Source organism: Pseudoruegeria sp. SK021, assembly GCF_002119405.1.
Classification (GTDB): domain Bacteria; phylum Pseudomonadota; class Alphaproteobacteria; order Rhodobacterales; family Rhodobacteraceae; genus Meridianimarinicoccus.
On record NZ_MTBG01000043.1, the window covers coordinates 1 to 19,572 of the forward strand.

Genomic DNA, 19,572 nt, shown 5'->3' on the forward strand with positions numbered 1-19,572 from the left:
GCCGCCTTGTCGTTGGCGCCGTGTCCGGTGAGGGGCTGTCTAAGCAAACCCACCAACGCCCGCAACCCCTTTTTTGCAATTCAACACAATCAATCCAAATAAAATGAAAATGTAAACAATATCAATGTGATAGAGAAATAGGTCTCAGAGCAGCCAAGGCAATGAAGCCCTGGGGAAACCCGCAAACACGAGAATCGCCGAAACAGCGCCGCACATTTTTACGAAGGTCCGCAACCAGCCGACATCACGACGGCCCGTCAAATCCGCCCCCGCCCGAGCGACCTTCTCATGCCAGCGGTTCGTGCGGTAGGCCCAAGCAGACTCGACCCCGAGAAATTGACCTCCTAGAGTGTCCTGCGGGAGACCGTGTCCGAAAGCGGCATGGAAATGGACTAATCAGGAGGATCGGGTGGCGCCCTTACATCACGTTTTGACACGGTTGGCATTGGTCCGCACGATGGGTCGAGGCGCCTTGATCAGTCTGGCTTTGGGGCTTGGCCTCTCAACCATCTCGGTTGCCGACGCCACGCCCTTATCAGCATCAAGGACCGAGACCCCGACCTACAGCACCGATATTCAGCCGATCTTCAACCGTCGCTGCATCGCCTGCCATGGCTGTCTTGGCTCCCCCTGCAACGTCAAACTGGACTCGTTTTCCGGGGTTGATCGCGGCGGGTTGGCCGAAAACCCCTATGCCAGTCGCCTGAGCAGCGCCCCCCGAACCGACATGGATGCGGCGCCCAACACAGCTGCTTGGCGGGCCCGCGGCTTTTATCCGATCTTATCGCGGGGCGCGGTACCGGAGGACAATCTTTCCGGATCGATGCTGTACCAGATGGTTGCCGCCGGGATGCACCACAACGGCCCGGGTTTCAGCCACGCGGCAGCAGCGCAGCAGCGTACACAAAGTTACGTCTCGCAATGCGAAGCGACGCCAGCAAGCCTGAGCGCGAGCCTGCAGTCAAACCCGGAACTGGGAATGCCGTTTGGGCTGCCGTCCATTTCAGACAGTGACTTCACGACCCTGAAAGCTTGGATCTCTGGCGGCTCTCCCGGTCCCGATGCAGCGGCGGTGACCGCAGCAGAACAGCCGGCCAACCCTCAGGCGGTGGCCAACTGGGAGGCGTTCTTTAATGCCGATGATCCGCGCACCCGCCTTGTCAGCCGTTTCATCTTTCAACATGTGTTCCTTGCCAAGATCGTGCTGACCGACAGCCCCGGCGACCAGTTCCGGTTGGTGCGGTCGAGCACGCCACCGGCGCAGATCACCGTGCAACCGGACGGCACCAGCACGGTGACGCCATCGCCAATCGGGCTAATCGCCACCGACCTGCCTTATGATGATCCGTTGACCTACGCCAATGTCGGCCAATTCTGGTATCGCTTGCAGAAGGTCACCCAGCCCACGGTGCAGAAGGCCCATTTCCTTTGGGAATTAGCGCCCGACGACATTGCGCATCTGACCACGCTGTTCGCGATCAACAGTGGCACCGGCTGGGATGCGGCGGCAGAAATCGATCCGCCCTACGGGATCGAGAACCCGTTCATTCAATTCGCCGCCATTCCGGCAGAATCGCGCTATCGCTTCATTCTGGAGAATGCCGAGACGTTGGTGGGCGGCATTACCTACGGGCCGGTGTGCAACGGGCAAACCGCCACCTATGCCATCAAGGATCAGTTCTGGGCCTTGTTTCTGGAACCGGCTCACGACCCTTCGGTGCATGAGCCGCTGCTGGGCTTCGATGATCCCGAAAAGCTGATGGATCGTAGCGCGATCGGCAACGCCGCGTATCTGGCGGCCTTTGCCGAAGCTAAGAACCGTCTATCACCGGATGGCTGGGCCTTGGATGCGGTCTGGGATGGGGATGGCGAGGATGCCAACGCGTGGCTGACCATCCTGCGCCACGAAACCAATGTCTCGGTGCTGAAAGGGGCGCAGGGCGGCATGCCACGCACCCTCTGGTTGATCAGCTTCGCCGGTTTCGAACGGATGTACTACGATACGGTGGCCGGGTTCGCCTATTGGGGGGGCGATCCCGCCAAACTACAGACTCTGGCCTTCTTCAATCTGCTGCGACAGGATTTCGAGGACCATTTTCTTTTGCTCTTGCCCACCCAGCACCGCCAGCCCATCCGCTATGACTGGACGCAAGGCATCGGCAGGCTGGATTTGGCCCTGATCCCCTTCATCGGCCACGATCAGCCGTCGCGTGTAACCGTTGAGGGCACGGCGCCGCTGGACGAGATCGTCTCACAGCTTGCAGAGCGGGCGGGGCCGCACGTCACCGGCCTGCCCGACCGGCTTAATCCCAGCACCAAACCGACGGTCGATTTGTCCGCACCGATGCAGGGCTTCGACGATTTCGAGCGCGCGATCTCGACCATGACCGTGCTAGATCAGCGCCCCTATCTGGGTCTGATGCCAAGCGTCACGGTGGTGCGGCTGACCCATGGCGGCAAAGAGCGGGTCTATTCCCTCGTGGTCAACCGAGCCTACGCGTCGCAATATAATCTACTGTTTCAGGATGCGGCAGCCACACCCGGACGCGATACGCTTAGTGTCTATCCCACTCTGGTTAACGGATTTCCCAACCTGTTTGTCGACCTCGACCTCGACAGCGCCCCGGGCTTTCTCAGTGACCTTGCAGCTGCACGGAACGAGGATGACTGGAACCGCGTGACGGCAGATTACGCCGTCCTTCGCAACACGGCGCAATTCTGGCCGTTCTACGACTGGCTAAATGACTGGAACTTTACCACGCGCGGCGACAGCGCCGGCTGGCTTGACCTGACCTATTACGACACTGCCCAAAAGTGATCGGCAGGCGCGTGGCGGGCCGGTATCTGCCCGGATTAAAGGGCTAAGGCCCCGTTAGGGCCGCGGCCCGCCATTCTGCGCTTTGATCAAGGTCTCCAGATGCGCCAGACGCAGCAATACCTCGTCGCGATAAGTGTCAGTCTTTTCGTTGCTTTCTTCGTGATGCGCATCCTGCATAGAATTCACAATCAACCCGACCAGCAGGTTCACAACGGCGAAGGTCGTGATCATGATGAATGGCACGAAGAACAGCCAAGCATAGGTATAGACTTCCATGACGGGCCGCACGATGCCCATCGACCAACTTTCCAGCGTCATAATCTGGAACAACGAATAGCCCGACCGCCCGAGGGATCCGAACCATTCGGGAAAGGCTGCGCCAAAGAGCTTTGTTGCCATGACCGAGCCGATATAGAAGATCGCCCCCATCAACAGAAAGACCGACCCCATTCCCGGCAATGCGTTGACCAACCCTTCGACGACCCGGCGCAGCGATGGTGCCACTGACACGACCCGCAAGAGCCGGAGGATCCGCAATGCTCGCAGGACGCTGAGACTTTGGGTTGCAGGGACAAGGGCGATGCCCACGATCACGAAATCGAAAATATTCCAGCCGCGTCGGAAGAAATCAAAGCCCCGCCCAAACAATTTGAGCGCGATTTCGACCACAAACACGGTAAGGCAGGCCCAATCCAAGAACAGGATCAACGGCCCGGCAACGGCCATCGCTGACTCAGATGTCTCAAGGCCCAGAATGACCGCGTTAAACAGGATCACGCCCAGAATGAAATGCTGAACGGCGGGCCGTTCGACGAACCGCGCCACACGCATGCGATAGGACGGCAGAAAAAGTGTATTTTGATCTGTCATAGCTGCCCATATCAGGCCCGGCCCCGTCGTTCGCAAGAGGCGAACTGGTTCGGCGTGTATCTTGCCGCAGATTGCTTAAGTTGATCGAAGATTTGGAGTCCGCACAGGCAAGGCGCGTGTCGCTGGAAAACGTTATCCAACGCGGCAGATGCGGCCTTTACGGGTCAAATGGGCCAGCAAAAGGGCACAATTTTCCGCGCCTTCGCCCCGACTGGAAACGCAGCCAGAGCGTGATGGGTCGAGCCACATGTAAACGCCGCAGGCCGATGGCCTTCAAACCCTCGCGGGGCGCGAGACCTTTAATCGGGGTTTCTGGCCCGTCGCCGCACCATGGCGGTTACGATAAGCCAGAAACATTTGGTCAGAAGTCACTTTCAGTGTCCCTCAGGCCCGGGAGGCTGCCCCCCCCGCACCCCGTTAGCGAGAACACCGCAGCGCTAGACTTCAGCGATCAATAGCCGGAGATTTCTTTTGCCAGCCGGAAGAACCCTTTTTTGCGCTCTGAGCTGATGCCCCAATTGACCGGAACGCTCTGATAACCCTCGTCAAGGCCTTCGCCCTTCATCCGATAGTCAAAGAACCCCCACGAGGCATATTCACCGACGGCGGCGACAAAGTTGTTGTCCGGCTTGTCGAAATCGAAGTGATCGTCCTCGTTGAACAAGATCGGCTTGGGGGTATAGCCCTCGACCCCCCGGGTTTTCTTAACCATGTCGCGGATGATCTGCGGATCCTCTTGGCTGTTGCCGTGGATCAGCATGAAATCACTGGCGCGGGTCACAGCAGGGCCCGGAATGGTGCCGCCGCCATAGCTGGTCCCCACCAGCAAACGCCGCCCATCGAGGGTGATGGCACTGGCCCGCTCGATCAGCTCATGCACGCCGTCGGGCCGCATGATCGGCAGTTCGTAGATGATGTTGCACTCGTTATTGATCTCGAGCAGCAGGTTCTCATGACCTGTGGCAAGCAACCATTCGGTGGCGTTGTCGACAGCCTTGCGGATGGCATCCTCGTCGCCCTCGAACACCTTTTCCTGACCGAAGTAGAACAGGCCGACGATCACGACCATCCCCAACTCGTCCGCCGCCGCAAGCACGCGCGCCAACCGGTCCATGAAGGCGGGTCGCAGCGAGCCGTCCCGCTCGAACGCCGAATTGATCCACGGCTGTTCGGTGGAATAGCCATACGGGCTGCCACCCTGAAGGTTGATGTCGAATGCCAGAACACCGTGCGCCTTATAGGTCGGCAGCATCGCGATAAATTCGGACGTGTTGCGGTCCGCGTCCCAGACACCGGTGTCCGGATAGGCAAACTGCTGCACGGTTTCAAGGTTCACGTCGTCGAACATGCCTTGGACCATGCGGGTGTTCAGCAACAACCCTTCAATCTTCTTGCCCTTCCATTCGCGGCCTTCATAGGTGGGGACGTCATTGATCAAAAACCCCTCGCCCGCGATGCGTACCTTCGTTGCCATGTCGTCGCTCCTCTCATATTTGCATCCGATAGTGGATGCATTGTTTTTGCGCTGCGCAGGACCATGGTAAGGCCCGTTCCCGGCGCGTTTGTCAGATTACATATGGGCGCCGCTGAGGTTGCGCAGAATGCTCACCAGCAGTTCCTTAGCACGGGTCCGATGCTCTTCGTGCATGCGCCGGGCCTCGATCGGATCGCCATTCAGGATCGCTTGGACAAGAGCCCTGTGTTCGCGGTTGGAATCCGTCGGTCGTGGCCGCAACCAAAGCGTTGCCATGCGCGCCCGATGCGCTTGCGCGCGCAACTGACTGACCATATTTTCCAACCGCTTGTTGTCGGCCAGATCGATCAGCCGCTTGTGAAACAGATCATCTGCCACAGCCCATTCAGCCAGATCATCGTCCTCAAGGGCGGATTCCATTTTCTCAAGGGCATCCCAGAGACCGGACAGCGTCGCGCTGTCGGGCCGCCGCGCGGCCAGCAGTTCGGCGGCCTTGCCCTCAAGCGCGGTCAGCACGTCGTAGATATCGCGCATGTCATCAGCCGAAACCGGCAGAACCCGCATGCCATGGCGCGGGCGCAGTTCGATCATGCCTTCCTGTTGCAGCAGGATCATCGCTTCGCGCACCGGGGTGCGACTGATGTTCAACCGTTCAGCGGCCTCGGATTCCAACATCTGCGACCCGGCGAGCAAACTTCCGTCAAGCATCATCCGTTTCAATTCCGCATGGGCGTATTCCGCCTGCGTCGCTTTCACGGCTTGCGGTTTGGCGGGTTTGCTAGCTGTTTTTGTCATCGCGTTTGATCCTATCAGTCGTAGGTCATCTGTTACCCAGCGAGGGCTAAGTCGGCGGCCTCGATCCGGCGGCCGCTTTCTTGCTCGAAGAAATGCAGATGGGCCTCGTCAATCGCCAAGCGGACTTTCTGCCCCGGTGCCACCTTTGGCCGCCCACTGATTTCGCAGGTGATCGCACATCCGGCCACCCCGCCGATCAGCAACGTATCGGACCCGGTCGGTTCGGTCACATCGACCTCGACCTCGAACCCCGGCCCATCGCCGGTTGCAAGGCTCAGGTGTTCGGGGCGGATCCCCATCGTCACTTTGGTGCCCGGTGTCATCCCAGTGGCAGCATGCGGCAGGGCGATGGTGCTGCCGTCATCAAGCTTGAGCGCCATGGCGCCAGACGTGCCGATCAGCTCACCCGTCAGCATGTTCATAGAGGGTGAGCCGAGAAACTCGGCGACGAAGCGGCTCATCGGGCGGTCGTACAGATCCAGCGGGGTGCCGACCTGCTCGATATGTCCGGCGCTCATTACCACGATCCGGTCTGCCATGGTCATCGCTTCGACCTGATCGTGGGTGACGTACACAATGGTGGTTTTCAATCGGCGGTGCAGCGACTTGATCTCGGCCCTCATTTGGACACGCAACTTGGCGTCAAGGTTCGACAAGGGCTCATCGAACAGAAAGACCTTGGGATCGCGCACAATCGCCCGGCCCATCGCGACCCGCTGACGTTGCCCGCCCGACAGCTGCGCTGGTTTCCGCTCAAGCAGCGGTGTTAGTGCCAGAATATCTGCGGCGGCAGCCACCCGTTCCTTGATCTCAGCCTTCGAGCATTTGTCGAGCTTGAGAGAGAAGCCCATATTCTGCCCCACCGTCATATGCGGATAAAGCGCGTAAGACTGGAACACCATTGCGATGTCACGCTGGCGGGGCATCTGGTCATTGACCACCTCGTCGTCGATAGCAATGTCGCCGCCCGTGACGGATTCAAGCCCAGCCAGCATCCGAAGCAGCGTGGACTTGCCGCAACCGGATGGCCCGACAAGGATCAGAAACTCACCGTCCTTCACCTCAAGCGACAGGTCCGGAATCGCGACCACGGCGCCGTATTTCTTCTTCAGCTGCCTCATGCTGATCGTTGCCATTGTAGAGTACCTTTCGATGAGACTGCTATTTAACCGACCCGGCTGTCAGACCTGAAACAAGCCAACGCTGGACGAAGAGGAACATGATGAGTGCAGGAATGGTCGCGGTGACGCATGCGGCCATGAACATACTGATATAACGAACGTTTCCGCCTTCGCCGGAGAAGTCCCCGATGCCGACCTGTACCGTCTTCATCTCGCCCTGATTCAGCAGCAGTGACGCCCACAGAAAGTCATTCCAAGCATTCAAGAAGGTAAAGATCGTCACTGCCGCCAGTCCAGGAAGGGAAATCGGCAGGATAATTCTCCAGAAGGCGCTGAAATATGAACAGCCGTCGACCAGCGCCGCCTCTTCAAGATCGGGCGGGCAGTTGTTCATGAAATAGCCACGCAGCAGCATAACGCAGAACGGAAGCGAGAAACTGGCATAGGCGATGATGATGCCGGTATAGCTGTTCAGCAGGCCAGCGGACTGGATTGCGGAATAAATCGGAAATGCGCGCGTAATCGGCGGGATCAGCTGGGTTGCAAGGATCATCACCAAGCAAATGGTCATCCCCGGAAACCGGAACCGTGCCAGCACATAGGCCGCACTGCACCCGACCAGTGTAGACAGGACCGCGGCGGCCCCGGCCACGTAGATGGAGTTCAGGATGTACCGCCAGATCGGAATGACCAAGGTCATATCCTGATAGGCTTGGAACGTCAGCTGGCGCGGGATCCAGTGGGGCGGTTGCGCCCGGATATCAATGTTCGTCTGAAACGAGCTTTTGATCATCCAGTACACTGGTAACAGGATATAAATCAGCGCCACCACCGTCACGATGATCACCAGCGCCCGGGTCAGCCGGTCCGCATTTTTGCTGCGCGCAAAGCCGCCCCTGCGCGCGCCTCGGGACCCTGAATTCTGGCTCGGATGGTCGAGCGTGTCCATCGTCATGACTTGTCCTCGTTACGCAATTGACTGCGGATATAGATCACCGAGATCACGCCAGTGATCAGCAGAACCATCCCCCCCGCGGCAGACGCGAGATCGAACCGGAAGAAGCTGAATGCTTGCAGATAAGAATAGACCGACATCACATCCGTCAGGCCATTCGGGCCACCGCCGGTCATAATATAGTTGATCTCAAAATGTCCGATCCCGGTAATCAGCAGCAACATGGCCAGCACGCCGAGGATGGGCTTCAACAGCGGCAAGGTGACATGGCGGAATTTGCTCCACAGGTTGCCGCCGTCCACATCGACCGCTTCATACAGGTCGCGCGGAATGGACTGCATGCCCGCCAGAAGGAAAATGACCACAAACGGCAGACCATTCCAAATCCGCACCGCCGTCACCGACAGAAGCGGAATAGAGAATGGCCCCCAAGTGGAACTGTCAGTCAGAAACCGGATATTTGACTCGATCAATCCGGCATCCATCAGGGCGGAATTGATTGGGCTACGGTCCGCATTCAGCAGCCACGCCCAGATAGCGGCGGCAACAACGGGCGGAACGAACCACGGTGTACAGATCAAGACACGCACGATGACCCTGCCCCGGTACTCGGCGCGCATGACATGCGCCAACACCAGCCCAAGAACGAGAGCGATGGCGACAACCAGGCCGGTCATGAGGAAGGTATTGGCGATCGAGCGCAGGAAGCGGTCGTCGCTCAGGATTGTGCGATAGTTTTCCAGACCGACGAAGGGGGTGCCGTGTTCCTGAATGCGCAGCAGATCATACTCAAGAAAGCTCCAGCCCAGCGAGGTGAACATCGGGATCAGACCCAGAATTAACGTCAGCAGGATCGCTGGCAGCACCATCAAAAGACAGAATACCCGCTTCTTCCGTTCCATCCTCAGCCCTCCTTTTAAATCTGTACACGTTCAGAACGTCACAAGGCCCGAACACGCGGTCCGGGCCTTGGACTCATTTGTTACTCGGAAAAGGCGCGGTCCATTTCGGACTGCATCCGGGCCTGCGCATCGGCGATGACGACGTCCATATCTTCCTGCTGGACGATCGCGCGATACATCATGTCATAGATGACGGCACCCGGCTCGGGCGAGAGCAGCCCGTTCCATACCGGCGTAGGATGCTGCGAGGTGTGGGCGTATTCCATCGTTTCCTGGATCACCTGTTTCCAGTCGGTGTCGCCCCAGAATTCCGACGCCATCACTTCGCGCATCGGGCTGACGTTGCCGCTTGCTTCGCTGAGCCGCTGCATGTTCTCAGGGCGGGACAGGAAACTGATCCACTGGACGCATTCTTCGACGTTGTCAGAGCCGCGCAACACCCCAAGATAGCCGCTGCCAGCATAGGCATCGCGGCCTTCAGGTCCTGCGGCTGGAATCGCCAGCGCCCATTTTCCGTCAAGCTCGGGGTAATCGACGCTCAGCGACGGCGCCATAGGACCAGCGGCCGAGGCGATCATCGCCACAGTACCGGCCGGGAAATCGCCCTCGGCGCTGTAGGACCGCTCCATGAAATCGGGATTGAGAACCTCATGCTCCCAGACCAGATCGCGGATATAGCTGAGCGCCACGCGCGTCGCTTCGGTGTCGATCGTCGCGGTGCGGCCATCCTCGGTCATGAAGTCGCCGCCAGCCTGCCAGAAAAACGGCACATAGCCTTGTGTGACAGTGTCCGGTCCAAGGGCCATACCCCAGCGCGTGACATTGCCGTTGGCATCGTAGCCTTGCATCGCCTTGGCAAACGTCACCAGATCGTCCCAAGTCTGCGGCGCACCTTCAAGACCAGCCTCTTCGGCAATGTCTTTCCGGTAGATGAGCGGGCGAACGTCGCCACGCCACGGAATACCATAGAAATCCCCCGACCAGTTCACGTCCTGAAGTGAGCCTTCGTAGAAATCCGCCTCAAGGGTCGGCCACGTGTCGCGATATTCGTTCAGGGGCATCGGGCCGTATTGATCGCCGCCGATGGCAGAGAAGGAGTGCAGCCAGAACATGTCAGCGCAGTCCGGTGCAGCCCCGCCTTGGGCCGCGGTGAGCCAGCGATTGAAAGCAACCGACCAGCTGATCTGCTCATAGTTCACTTTGATGCCGGACTCGGCTTTGAACTCGTCGGCAAAGGTTTTCATGGTGCGCTGCCAAGCGATCAAGTCGCCATAGTCCTGCGCCCAGAAATCTATTTCCTGAGCCATCGCCTGCGGCGCGGGCACACCGAGAACAGTCAGTGAAAGCGCGATTGCAGCACTTGACCTCATCAAGACGCGCCGTCCGAATCTGCGATTTGTCGTCTGTGTCATCTGTTCCTCCCAAAACGTAACCAGCCTTTACGTATTCGTTATTGCATGCACGAAAAAATCCGTCAATTCCCTTTGCCCGCGATTTTAGGCCGGGGCGGGCATCAAACGGGTTAGGAAGCCCCGCCCCGGGATGAGGCGTGGAGACGGTACATTACAGAGGTCGGAAAATTCGCGGCACCGGCCCGCGTGCTCACACATATGAGGCCGGGCATGTTGCCAGCGGATCAAATTTGGGACGTCGAGCCCCCCGACGGCCAAAAGCAGCCCGCCCGCATCCCCCGTGCGGACAGACGGACTTGCCAATTGGCGACGGGATTTAGCCCCACGCCAAGACCGGAATTTCCCCTCGGCCTTGGCGTGGGATCAGGGGTTTAACTGAAGAACGACCCTCGCGAACGGACAAGCGCATACAGAACCATGCAAAGGTACACGGAATTGATCATCACCAGGAATATCCAAGGTCGGGTAAATATCAGCCCGATCACAATCGCCGTGGCGCACAGGATCACCGGAATCAGTCGCCGCGGGACTTTGAACGTCCGTGGCGAGGGCGTTTTAAGCTTGGAAATCATCAACAGGCCAACAAAAGCGAGCCAAGCCGCCACGGCTGCATCGCCAAGGGTGAGAACGCCGGAAAGGGTCAGAAAGACCGGCATAAGCCCTAAGCAGGCACCAGCAGGGGCCGGGACGCCGATGAAATGCATCTTCTGACCAATGCTGCCAGCGCCTTTTTCCGCAGTTACATTAAACCGTGCCAGCCGTAGGCAGGTCGCCGCAGCAAAGAGCAACGCGAAGATCCAGCCGAACTCACCCATTTGGGTGAGGTGGACTTGGTAGACGATGATCGCTGGCGCGACGCCGAAACACAGAAAATCTGACAGCGAGTCAAGTTGAGCGCCCATGGGGGACTCGGCTTTCAGCCGCCGCGCCGCCATCCCGTCAAAAAAATCGGACAGCACCGCCATCAGGATCAGTGTCACCGCCATCGCAAAGCGACCCTCGATCGTGAACCGGATCGCTGTCAGGCCAAAGCTCATCCCGATAAGCGTGATCACGTTGGGAACCAACATCAGGATCGGAACAGCGCCTTGTTCTCCGCGCTCTCCACGTTCAGGGGGACGATCCAGCATTCCTTAGTCCTCTTTCGTCGCGCTGGCCAAATCCGCGATCACCGTTTCACCCGCCACCATTGTCTGGCCAATGCGCACCAGCGGCGTCACGCCTTCGGGCAGATAAATGTCGAGCCGCGATCCGAACCGGATCAACCCGAAACGATCTCCGCGCCCCAGCTCTTGTCCCGCTTCAGACCAGCACAGGATGCGGCGCGCAACAAGCCCTGCGATCTGCACCACGCCATAGCGTCGGCCATCCGGCAAGACGACGGCTAGTCCGTTGCGTTCATTATCCGCAGAGGCCTTATCCAGAGAGGCATTGAGAAACTTCCCCGGCGTATAGACGACTTTTTCGATCCGGCCTTCTGCGGGCAGACGATTCACGTGGCAGTTGAAGACCGACATGAACACCGAAATCCGCAGCAACGGGTCCTCGCCCAATCCCAACTCGGCCGGAGGGATGGCCGGCTCAAGCAACGAGACAATGCCGTCAGCGGGCGAGACCATGATACCGGGACGCGTCGGGACGACCCGCACCGGATCCCGGAAAAAGTAGTACACCCAAATGGTCAGCCCGAGACCAATCCAGCCCAAAGGGGCCCAGAGGAAGAAAAGCACTGCCGTGATTGCGGCGGCGATGGCCACAAACCGTCGCCCTTCCGGATGCATCGGTTTGACGAAGGTGGAAAGCATGGAAACTGACATGGGACCCCGTGGTTCAATTTGACCTGTACCTAAACATCCTAACGGCAGATGCCAATGAACTGTGTAGTTACATAAATTGTTCCTTGGACCGAGCGCGGGCTTACCCGTGCCGGGGATCAAGCTGGCCCGTTCCCGCTCGCCCCCCCCCGCAACATGTGAAATGGTTCGGCTGATGCGGGCAGGTTCGCAGCGCAGCTTGGGCATTTGATCCCGCAATTTGGTCTTATCCCGGGTTAGTTCCGGTCGCCTTCGAGCAATCGTTGCGATGAAGGAGATAAGAGATGGCAACAAAGTTCACCGAGCAGCCCAGAAACCGCAACACCGAATGCCGAGGCTGATCATCTATTGAGGCAGCCCTCGGCTGGACTAACGGTTCCGTCGTTGGTTTTCAGGCAACAGCGATAGGACTTCCTAGCTCCCGCCGATCACACCCTCATCGCGCAGGCGTGCGATTTGAGTATCCGTCAGGCCGTTATCTCGCAGGACTTCTGTTGTGTGCTCACCCAATTCTGGCGAAGGCCGCGCCATAACGCACGGGGTCGCGCCTAGTTTTATCGGAAAGCCGAGCATCCTGACTGGTCCTCGGCCCGGATAATCGACATCCAAGGCCATTTGTTGCGCCTGAACCTGCGGATCGGCGAACACTTGATCAAAATCCTGCACGCGACCGCAGGGAACACCCGCTGCATTCAAAACCTTTATCCAGTGGTCTTTGGTCTGCGCCCCAAGCCTTGCTTCGATCAATTTCTGAAGCTCTGGGCGCTTGCCAAACCGTTTGTCGTTGGTGTCAAAGCGCGGGTCATCCAGCACCCACCCCAAATCAATCGCGTCGAAAAACCGCTTTAGAATAACATCGTTTGACGGAGCGATCGCAACTTCGCCATCAGCGACACGGTACAGCCCGTAAGGTGCGACCAGCGGATGGTCGTTGCCAGTGCGTTGCGGCAACTGTCCGGTAGCAAAGTACTCGGTCGCCAAATAGGCCATCATACTGATGATGCCGTTCATCATCGACACTTCGACCGGCTGGCCCTGCCCGGTGATGTCCCGAGATCTGACCGCCGCAAGGATGCCCGTCGCGGCATAGACGCCGGCGACAAGGTCAGTCATCGGCGGAGCGGCGCGCATTGCGGCAGCCCCATCGTCGCCGTTCACACTCATGAAGCCGCTCATAGCCTGCACAACGAAATCAAACGCTGGCCGGTCCGCGTACGGCCCGTCTGTGCCATAGCCATTGACGCTGGCTGTGATCAAGCGGGGGTTCAGCGCCTTTAATGCGCTGGTTCCAAGGCCTAATTTGTCCATTGTGCCGGGACGGAAATTTTCAACAACCACATCGGCCGTTGACAGAAGCTGGCGCAGAATGTCTTTGCCGTCGGTGGAATACAGATCAATGACAACCGATTTCTTGTTCCGGTTGAAGTTAGCAAAGTACCACGAATGACCGTCGCGGATGGTGCCCTGCCCGCGCACGGGGTCGCCTTTTGGTGGCTCAATCTTGATGACATCCGCCCCTAGATCCGCAAGGATCGCAGTGCAGAACGGTCCGGACAAAACGCGGGTCAGGTCGATGACCCGAAGGCCATCCAATGCCCCCTTTTTCGGCTTATCCATTTGCGGTCCTCGCGGCGTCCATCGGATAGGTTCTTAATCTGGGACCAGCTTTCATGACCTGCCCCGGCAGCGCGCGCCCCACGATCCTTTCCGCCAGCTTGGCTGCGTCGCAGAGCTTTGGCAGATCGACCCCAGATCCGATGCCGCATTCGTCCAACATGTAAACAAAGTCTTCCGTACTGATATTGCCGGTCGCGCGGGGGACAAATGGGCATCCGCCCAGACCGCCGACGCTGGACTCAAATCTGGAAATCCCGTTGAGCAGCCCGGCATAGGCACAGACCAAGCCGACCCCCCGCGTGTTGTGAAAATGCAGGGAGATGTCGATATCCGGGACGGCCTCGCGCAAGGCACGGCACCGCTCTGCGACCAGCGGCGGCGTCGCCACCCCCGTCGTGTCGCCCAATGTGATGCGTGTTATCCCAAGATCGCGATAGGCCTTTGCCACCTCAACAACATCCGCGACCGGGACTTCGCCTTCGAACGGACACCCAAATGCGGTCGCGATTGAGCCTTGAACCACGACTCCGGTGCCTTGGGCGATATCGGCGATCTGGCGGAAGCCTTGCAGCGAGTGCTGACGCGTCTGGTTGACGTTTTTCAGGTTGTGGCTTTCCGAGGCCGACATGAAGACAACCATCGCGTCAACGCCGGCTTCTATCGATCGTTCGGCACCCTTTGCATTGGGAACGAGGGCCGTCAGCCAAAGATCCGGCCGGTCGCGAAACGCGGCCATGACCTCGGCCGCATCGCGCATTTGCGGCACGGCGCGCGGCGATACGAAGGACGTCATTTCGAAATGGCGCAAGCCTGACGCGATCAACGCTTCAGCCAGTTCAATTTTTTTGGCCGTCGGCACGAAGACCGGTTCAGATTGCAACCCGTCACGCGGTCCGACTTCGGTGGTTTCCACATGTTCGGGGCATCTGAATGACATCTACGGTCTCCGAAACTGGACGATTGATTTGGTATCCATAGTTGGTATACCAATCCGGTAAACGAGGATCAATGTCGATAAACCCGATCATAGAGCGCCCTACAGGCCCATCAGGACGTCGCGCCGGAGAGGTTCTTGAACGGCTGCGGTTTGACATCCTGTCAATGCGGCTTGCGCCGGGCGAAGTGCTGTCCGAGCGCCGCTTGAAGGATATTTACGAAGCCTCGCGGACGCCAATTCGCGAGGCGTTGTTTCAATTAGAGGCCGAAGGACTGGTGGTTCGTTCGGATCGTGCCCAAACCGTTGCCCCTTTTGATCTGGCCGAAATCGACGAGGCCTTTGCGTTCCGGGACGTGGTGGAACCCACTGCGGTTCGACTGGCTGCAACCCATGGCACACTTGACGATCTGGCGCGGATACAAACGGAAATTGATGCGGGCCACGCCGCATTTACACCGGCTGGGTGGTTGGAATTGGGGTTGGATTTCCACGTGCGTGTCGCAGAACTGTCGGGTAACCGCTGTGTCGTGGCCGCCATGCGGGATGTCACGTTGCGCACAATTCGGGCTCGTTGGTTGGCCATCACATCCGACGATGATCGGCAGATGACCTATGACGAGCATTCTGAAATCTTGGCGCTGTTGCGCGACCGCCGCGCTGAGGACGCGGTGGACGCAACACGGCGACATGCAGCGAAAGTAAGACTGGAGGTTCTATCTGCGCTGGAAAACTCGCGGCCAATTTTGGGCCGTCGCAGTTTCATTGATTCAGAGGGCGCATAAGACAATTACGATCGGCGCAAACAATCGCGCTGAACATCACTGCTTGATAGGGAGGAATAAATGGTCAAGCATTTCAATATTATCCGCAAAGCAAGCGCGGCGTCGCTGCTTGCATTTGTCATGGCTGTGCCCGCAGGTGCCGCCGAATGTATTGCCCCCGCCGATCCGGGCGGCGGCTGGGACTTCACCTGTCGCACCGTTGGCCGCCTGCTAACAGAAGAAGGCATCGTAGACGGAAATGTTCAGGTGACGAACATGCCCGGCGGCGTCGGCGCGGTGGCATTCGCCAATGTGGCGTCGAAACGGGCCGATGACCCCGACCTGCTGGTCGCAACCTCAACCGTTGGCATTACACAGATCGCGCAGGGCAAGTACCCGGCCGGTGTCGACACAATGCGGTTTGTCGCGATGCTGGGCGCGGATGTTGGCGTCATCGCGGTCAACAAGGACAGCGAATTCGAGACACTGGACGACTTGCTGGCGGCCATGAAATCCGATCCAGACAGCGTCATCACCGCAGGGTCCAGCGGCGTCGGCGGCTGGGATCATATCCGGCTTTTGCAACTGGCGCAGGCCGGGGGTGTCGAAGACCTGAAAACCCTCCGCTGGGTTCAGTTTGACGGCGGCAGCCCCGCTGTCACCCAGATGATGGGTGGTCAGGTCAACGTGGTGTCGACCGATCTGGGCGAAATCGCCGGGTTTGTTGAATCGGGCGACATCAAAATTCTGGCCGCGTTGTCGGATGAACCGATCGAAGCATTTCCGGATGCGCCAACTGCAAAATCGCAAGGCTATGACGTGACCGGTTACAACTGGCGCGGGTTTTACACCGGCGGCGATGTGTCGGACGAAGCCTATGACGGCTGGGTCGCGAACCTTAAAACGCTGTACGACTCGCCAGAATGGCAACAAGCCGCGATCGCCAGCGGGCTCACCCCGATCTGGCGCGGCGGTCCGGAGTTTTCTCAGTACGTTATCGATCAAGAACAGCTGATGGGAAATATTTCGCGTGAAATCGGCGTGATCAAATGAGCGACCGGCTTGCAGGTATGGCCATACTGGCCGTTTCATTGGTCTACCTGTGGGCCGCTGGCGGGTACGAGGCCGGGTTTGGCGACCCGCTTGGACCCGCCGCCTTTCCACGCATAATCGGCATTCCAGCCGCGGTGATCAGCATTTTGCTGATCATTTGGCCGGGCCGCGACCCTCAATGGGCGGGCGGCCGACGCCTTATCAGGCAGATTGCTGCCCTTGCCACATTGATTGGCTACGCTTTGCTGCTTGAACCCTTGGGGTTCGTTCCATCCACGTTTCTCGCGGTTGGTGGCTTGGCCCTGTTGATGGGCGCCCGGCTTGTGCCCGCGCTTCTTACTGCGGCCACAATTGCGCCCGCGCTTTACATCCTTTTTGATCGGGTAATGGGGCTACCGCTTCCGCTACTTGGTCCGCTCATCACGTAAGAAAAATCGATGGAAACACTTTCTTTTCTAGCGAACGGTTTCACGGTTGCCGCCCAGCCAATCAACCTCGCGTTGATCCTTGTCGGCTGCTTTGTCGGCACCCTGATCGGATCGTTGCCGGGGCTTGGCCCTGTGAACGGCGTAGCAATTCTAATTCCGCTGACATTCGCTTTCGGATTCGATGCGACCTCATCGATGATCCTGCTGAGCGCGGTTTACTATGGCTGCATGTATGGTGGGCGCATCTCGTCGATCATGCTGAACATTCCAGGCGACGAACCGGCGATCATGACCACCCTCGACGGGTATCCGATGGCGAAGTCGGGTCGGGCCGCAGATGCGTTGGCGATTTCGGGCGTTGCATCCTTCATTGGAGCGACACTGGCGACCATCGGTTTGACCTTGTTCGCGCCGCTTCTGGCAAAGGCCGCGATCTATTTCGGGCCTGCGGATTATTTCGCGCTATATGTGATGGCCTTTGCGACCATCGGCGGAATCGCCGGTATCGACCCGCGCAAGACCCTTTTGGCGGCATTCGTTGGGCTGATGATCGGGACGGTTGGACTGGATCCGGCGACCGGCGTCGCGCGCTATACGTTTGGATCGTTCAATCTGTATGATGGCTTCGATACCATCGTAGCTTTGGTTGGCTTATTCGCCGTTTCCGAAATCCTGATGTTTATGGAACTCAAGATCAAGACGGCAGCCATCATCCCGCTAGGCCGCACATTGCCGCGTCTATCGACCATCAAAGAGGGCTTAGGCGCGTCCTTCCGCGGATCCGGCATCGGATTTATCGCCGGCATTCTTCCAGGGGCTGGCGCGTCCCTTGGCGCGGTCATGGCGTATACGTTTGAAAAGCAACTCAACGACAAAGACGGCACATTCGGCAACGGCGATCCGCGCGGCGTCGCAGCCCCCGAAGCCGGGAACAACGCGGCAAGTGGTGGGGCATTGATCCCGATGCTCACCCTTGGGGTGCCGGGCAGTGGCACAACAGCTGTCATGCTTGCGATGTTGATTTCGCTGAATGTTCAACCCGGACCGCTGTTGTTTGAGAAACAACCAGAACTGGTCTGGGGGCTGGTCGCTTCCCTGTATTTGGCCAATATCGCCCTGTTAATTCTGAACATTCCGCTGATTGGTATCTTCACGCGGTTGCTGCGTTTGCCAAGTTGGGCCTTGATGCCGTTTGTCGTCGCCATCAGTTATCTGGGGGTCTATGCCATCAGCCACTCGCCGTTTGACCTAATGGTCATGGTTGGTTTTGGGGTGCTGGGCTTTGTCTTTCGCAAGTTGGACATCAGTTTGGTGCCCGTGGTGCTGGGACTGTTGCTGGGTATGGACATGGAAAACAATTTGCGGCGGGCGTTATCGATATCGGGTGGAGATCCGTCGATCCTGATCGAAAGTCCGATTTCCATTGGCTTATATATCGTCACCGGCGCGTTCTTGGTCTTCTCAATCTACTTGTCCACACGCAGCCACAAACGGCGCGACGTCTGAAAGTCCGCCGCGGGGGATGTGAAGTGGCTCCTTTGATCCGGGCATTCCCCAGCTCAGATTTCGAAACCCACATCTTTCCTCGTGGCAGTTTCTCGGCCGATCACTGTGGCGGCGGTGGACCAATTTCCATCGACGATGTCATGTGGAAACGAAGGCGACCCGCATGACGCATCCCGGTCAGCACCTCATGGCGCGCGATATTGAATCCCAGGTTGCCGCATCTTAAATCTGCGGAGATTTGGGGATAACTGTGCCTCGGAAAAGGCTTTTGAAGAACCCTGCGCAATTTGCGGCAATGTCCTCGCCCCGGCGTGGCCACGGTAATTTAACCAGGCGCCGGTCATTCGGTCCTTATCTCCCGAAGGGCAATTGGGCGTCGGCCCGGCAGTTCACGTGTGAAGCCTCGGATCAAGCGCAAAACGTTCCTGCTGTACGTCCGCGAAATAGCCCTTGGCGCGGTCCGCGTCGAAAATCAAGTTCCAGCTATGGCGTGAAACCGTAGATGGCAGAAGAGAAAACAAGTGATTTTGCAATAACTGGTCACCGTAGCCCTGCTGGCCCGGACCGTGAGAGCCCGGAACGAGCCAGTTTGGATTGGGGACATCATCCGGCTGAACCACATGGATCACCCCCATATCCGTAATCCTTGCTGATGTGAGAATATGGACAGTCGTGTCCAGCACCTTGAAGCCTTTGTGGACGGCGACTTCCAGAATGGCCGTCGCAGGATCGACCGAAGTGTAGACAGCCCGCACACCCTTCGAATTCCATCTTCCCCCAACACGGTGGGCCCCTTCTCCTGTGCTCCACGTCGCGGCATGACGTTCCTGATCCAAACGCCAAAACCGAAACGCGCCGTTGCCGATAGGTGAACCGCGCCGGGTTTGCCGGAGGCTGAATTGTCTTAGTTACGCGGCCATATCTGATCGTTCCATAGCAGCATAGAAGTTTGCTTCTGCCTCAGCGGGCGGGATATTCCCGATAGGTTCCAGCAGGCGGCGATTGTTGAACCAGTCGACCCATTCGAGGGTGGCATATTCGACGGCTTCAAAGCTGCGCCAGGGGCCACGGCGATGAATGACCTCAGCTTTGAATAGGCCGTTTATCGT

General features: G+C 58.5%; 18 protein-coding genes. 5 read left to right on the forward strand and 13 right to left on the reverse strand.

All coding sequences use genetic code 11. The annotated features are described in order from the left end of the window. Nucleotides 1–457 precede the first annotated feature (457 nt). Entirely contained in the window at nt 458–2,818 is a 2,361-nt protein-coding gene (locus tag BV911_RS16565) for a fatty acid cis/trans isomerase (protein ID WP_139840125.1), read from the forward strand. Nucleotides 2,819–2,872: 54 nt separating this feature from the next. Here the strand turns inward: BV911_RS16565 and BV911_RS16570 are convergent, their stop codons facing one another. From BV911_RS16570 to BV911_RS16620, 11 genes are all read right to left on the reverse strand, one after another. Continuing rightward, the gene (locus BV911_RS16570; protein ID WP_086054717.1) at nt 2,873–3,688 is read right to left on the reverse strand and encodes an ion transporter; all 816 of its coding nucleotides are present in this window, start codon (nt 3,686–3,688) and stop codon (nt 2,873–2,875) included. A gap of 451 nt (nt 3,689–4,139) precedes the next feature. Continuing rightward, nucleotides 4,140–5,162, reverse strand: coding sequence for a hypothetical protein (locus tag BV911_RS16575; protein ID WP_086054718.1), 1,023 nt, complete (start codon nt 5,160–5,162; stop codon nt 4,140–4,142). Nucleotides 5,163–5,258: 96 nt separating this feature from the next. Then, nucleotides 5,259–5,957, reverse strand: coding sequence for a GntR family transcriptional regulator (locus BV911_RS16580; RefSeq protein WP_086054719.1), 699 nt, complete (start codon nt 5,955–5,957; stop codon nt 5,259–5,261). Nucleotides 5,958–5,989: 32 nt separating this feature from the next. Then, nucleotides 5,990–7,093 (reverse strand): ABC transporter ATP-binding protein, encoded by a 1,104-nt coding sequence (locus BV911_RS16585; protein WP_086054720.1) that lies wholly within the window; start codon nt 7,091–7,093, stop codon nt 5,990–5,992. Between the two features lie 25 nt (nt 7,094–7,118). Then, complete coding sequence (locus tag BV911_RS16590; RefSeq protein ID WP_240512315.1) at nt 7,119–8,033, reverse strand: carbohydrate ABC transporter permease; 915 nt, start codon at nt 8,031–8,033, stop codon at nt 7,119–7,121. Further along, nucleotides 8,030–8,935 (reverse strand): carbohydrate ABC transporter permease, encoded by a 906-nt coding sequence (locus BV911_RS16595; RefSeq protein WP_240512317.1) that lies wholly within the window; start codon nt 8,933–8,935, stop codon nt 8,030–8,032. Before BV911_RS16595 ends, BV911_RS16590 begins: the two co-directional genes overlap by 4 nt. Nucleotides 8,936–9,015: 80 nt before the next feature. Further along, on the reverse strand, nt 9,016–10,305 hold the full coding sequence (locus BV911_RS16600; RefSeq protein ID WP_240512320.1) for an extracellular solute-binding protein: 1,290 nt from the start codon (nt 10,303–10,305) through the stop codon (nt 9,016–9,018). A 413-nt stretch (nt 10,306–10,718) separates the two neighbouring features. Further along, a complete protein-coding gene (gene pssA, locus BV911_RS16605; RefSeq protein ID WP_086054722.1) occupies nt 10,719–11,477 on the reverse strand; it encodes a CDP-diacylglycerol--serine O-phosphatidyltransferase in 759 nt (252 codons plus the stop codon). 3 nt (nt 11,478–11,480) lie between these two features. Beyond that, on the reverse strand, nt 11,481–12,164 hold the full coding sequence (locus BV911_RS16610; protein ID WP_086054723.1) for a phosphatidylserine decarboxylase: 684 nt from the start codon (nt 12,162–12,164) through the stop codon (nt 11,481–11,483). A gap of 411 nt (nt 12,165–12,575) precedes the next feature. After that, the gene (locus BV911_RS16615) at nt 12,576–13,778 is read right to left on the reverse strand and encodes a CaiB/BaiF CoA-transferase family protein (protein WP_086054724.1); all 1,203 of its coding nucleotides are present in this window, start codon (nt 13,776–13,778) and stop codon (nt 12,576–12,578) included. After that, nucleotides 13,771–14,715 carry a hydroxymethylglutaryl-CoA lyase gene (locus BV911_RS16620; protein WP_086054725.1) on the reverse strand — a complete coding sequence of 315 codons (945 nt, stop codon included), beginning with the start codon at nt 14,713–14,715 and terminating at the stop codon, nt 13,771–13,773. Before BV911_RS16620 ends, BV911_RS16615 begins: the two co-directional genes overlap by 8 nt. Nucleotides 14,716–14,786: 71 nt before the next feature. Between BV911_RS16620 and BV911_RS16625 the strand changes: the two genes are divergently transcribed. From BV911_RS16625 to BV911_RS16640, 4 genes are read left to right on the forward strand one after another with little or no spacing between them, the layout of a single operon-like run. Then, nucleotides 14,787–15,497, forward strand: coding sequence for a GntR family transcriptional regulator (locus BV911_RS16625; protein ID WP_086054726.1), 711 nt, complete (start codon nt 14,787–14,789; stop codon nt 15,495–15,497). A 60-nt stretch (nt 15,498–15,557) separates the two neighbouring features. Beyond that, nucleotides 15,558–16,529 (forward strand): tripartite tricarboxylate transporter substrate binding protein, encoded by a 972-nt coding sequence (locus tag BV911_RS16630; protein WP_086054727.1) that lies wholly within the window; start codon nt 15,558–15,560, stop codon nt 16,527–16,529. Further along, complete coding sequence (locus BV911_RS16635; RefSeq protein ID WP_086054728.1) at nt 16,526–16,957, forward strand: tripartite tricarboxylate transporter TctB family protein; 432 nt, start codon at nt 16,526–16,528, stop codon at nt 16,955–16,957. The genes BV911_RS16630 and BV911_RS16635 overlap by 4 nt, the downstream gene beginning before the upstream one ends. Nucleotides 16,958–16,966: 9 nt before the next feature. Continuing rightward, on the forward strand, nt 16,967–18,463 hold the full coding sequence (locus tag BV911_RS16640; RefSeq protein WP_086054729.1) for a tripartite tricarboxylate transporter permease: 1,497 nt from the start codon (nt 16,967–16,969) through the stop codon (nt 18,461–18,463). 389 nt (nt 18,464–18,852) lie between these two features. Here BV911_RS16640 and BV911_RS16645 read toward each other — a convergent pair whose 3' ends face one another. Next, complete coding sequence (locus BV911_RS16645; protein WP_240512322.1) at nt 18,853–19,299, reverse strand: RES family NAD+ phosphorylase; 447 nt, start codon at nt 19,297–19,299, stop codon at nt 18,853–18,855. A gap of 72 nt (nt 19,300–19,371) precedes the next feature. Beyond that, a partial coding sequence (locus BV911_RS16650; protein WP_139840022.1) for an IS3 family transposase occupies nt 19,372–19,572 on the reverse strand: 201 nt, incomplete at its 5' end.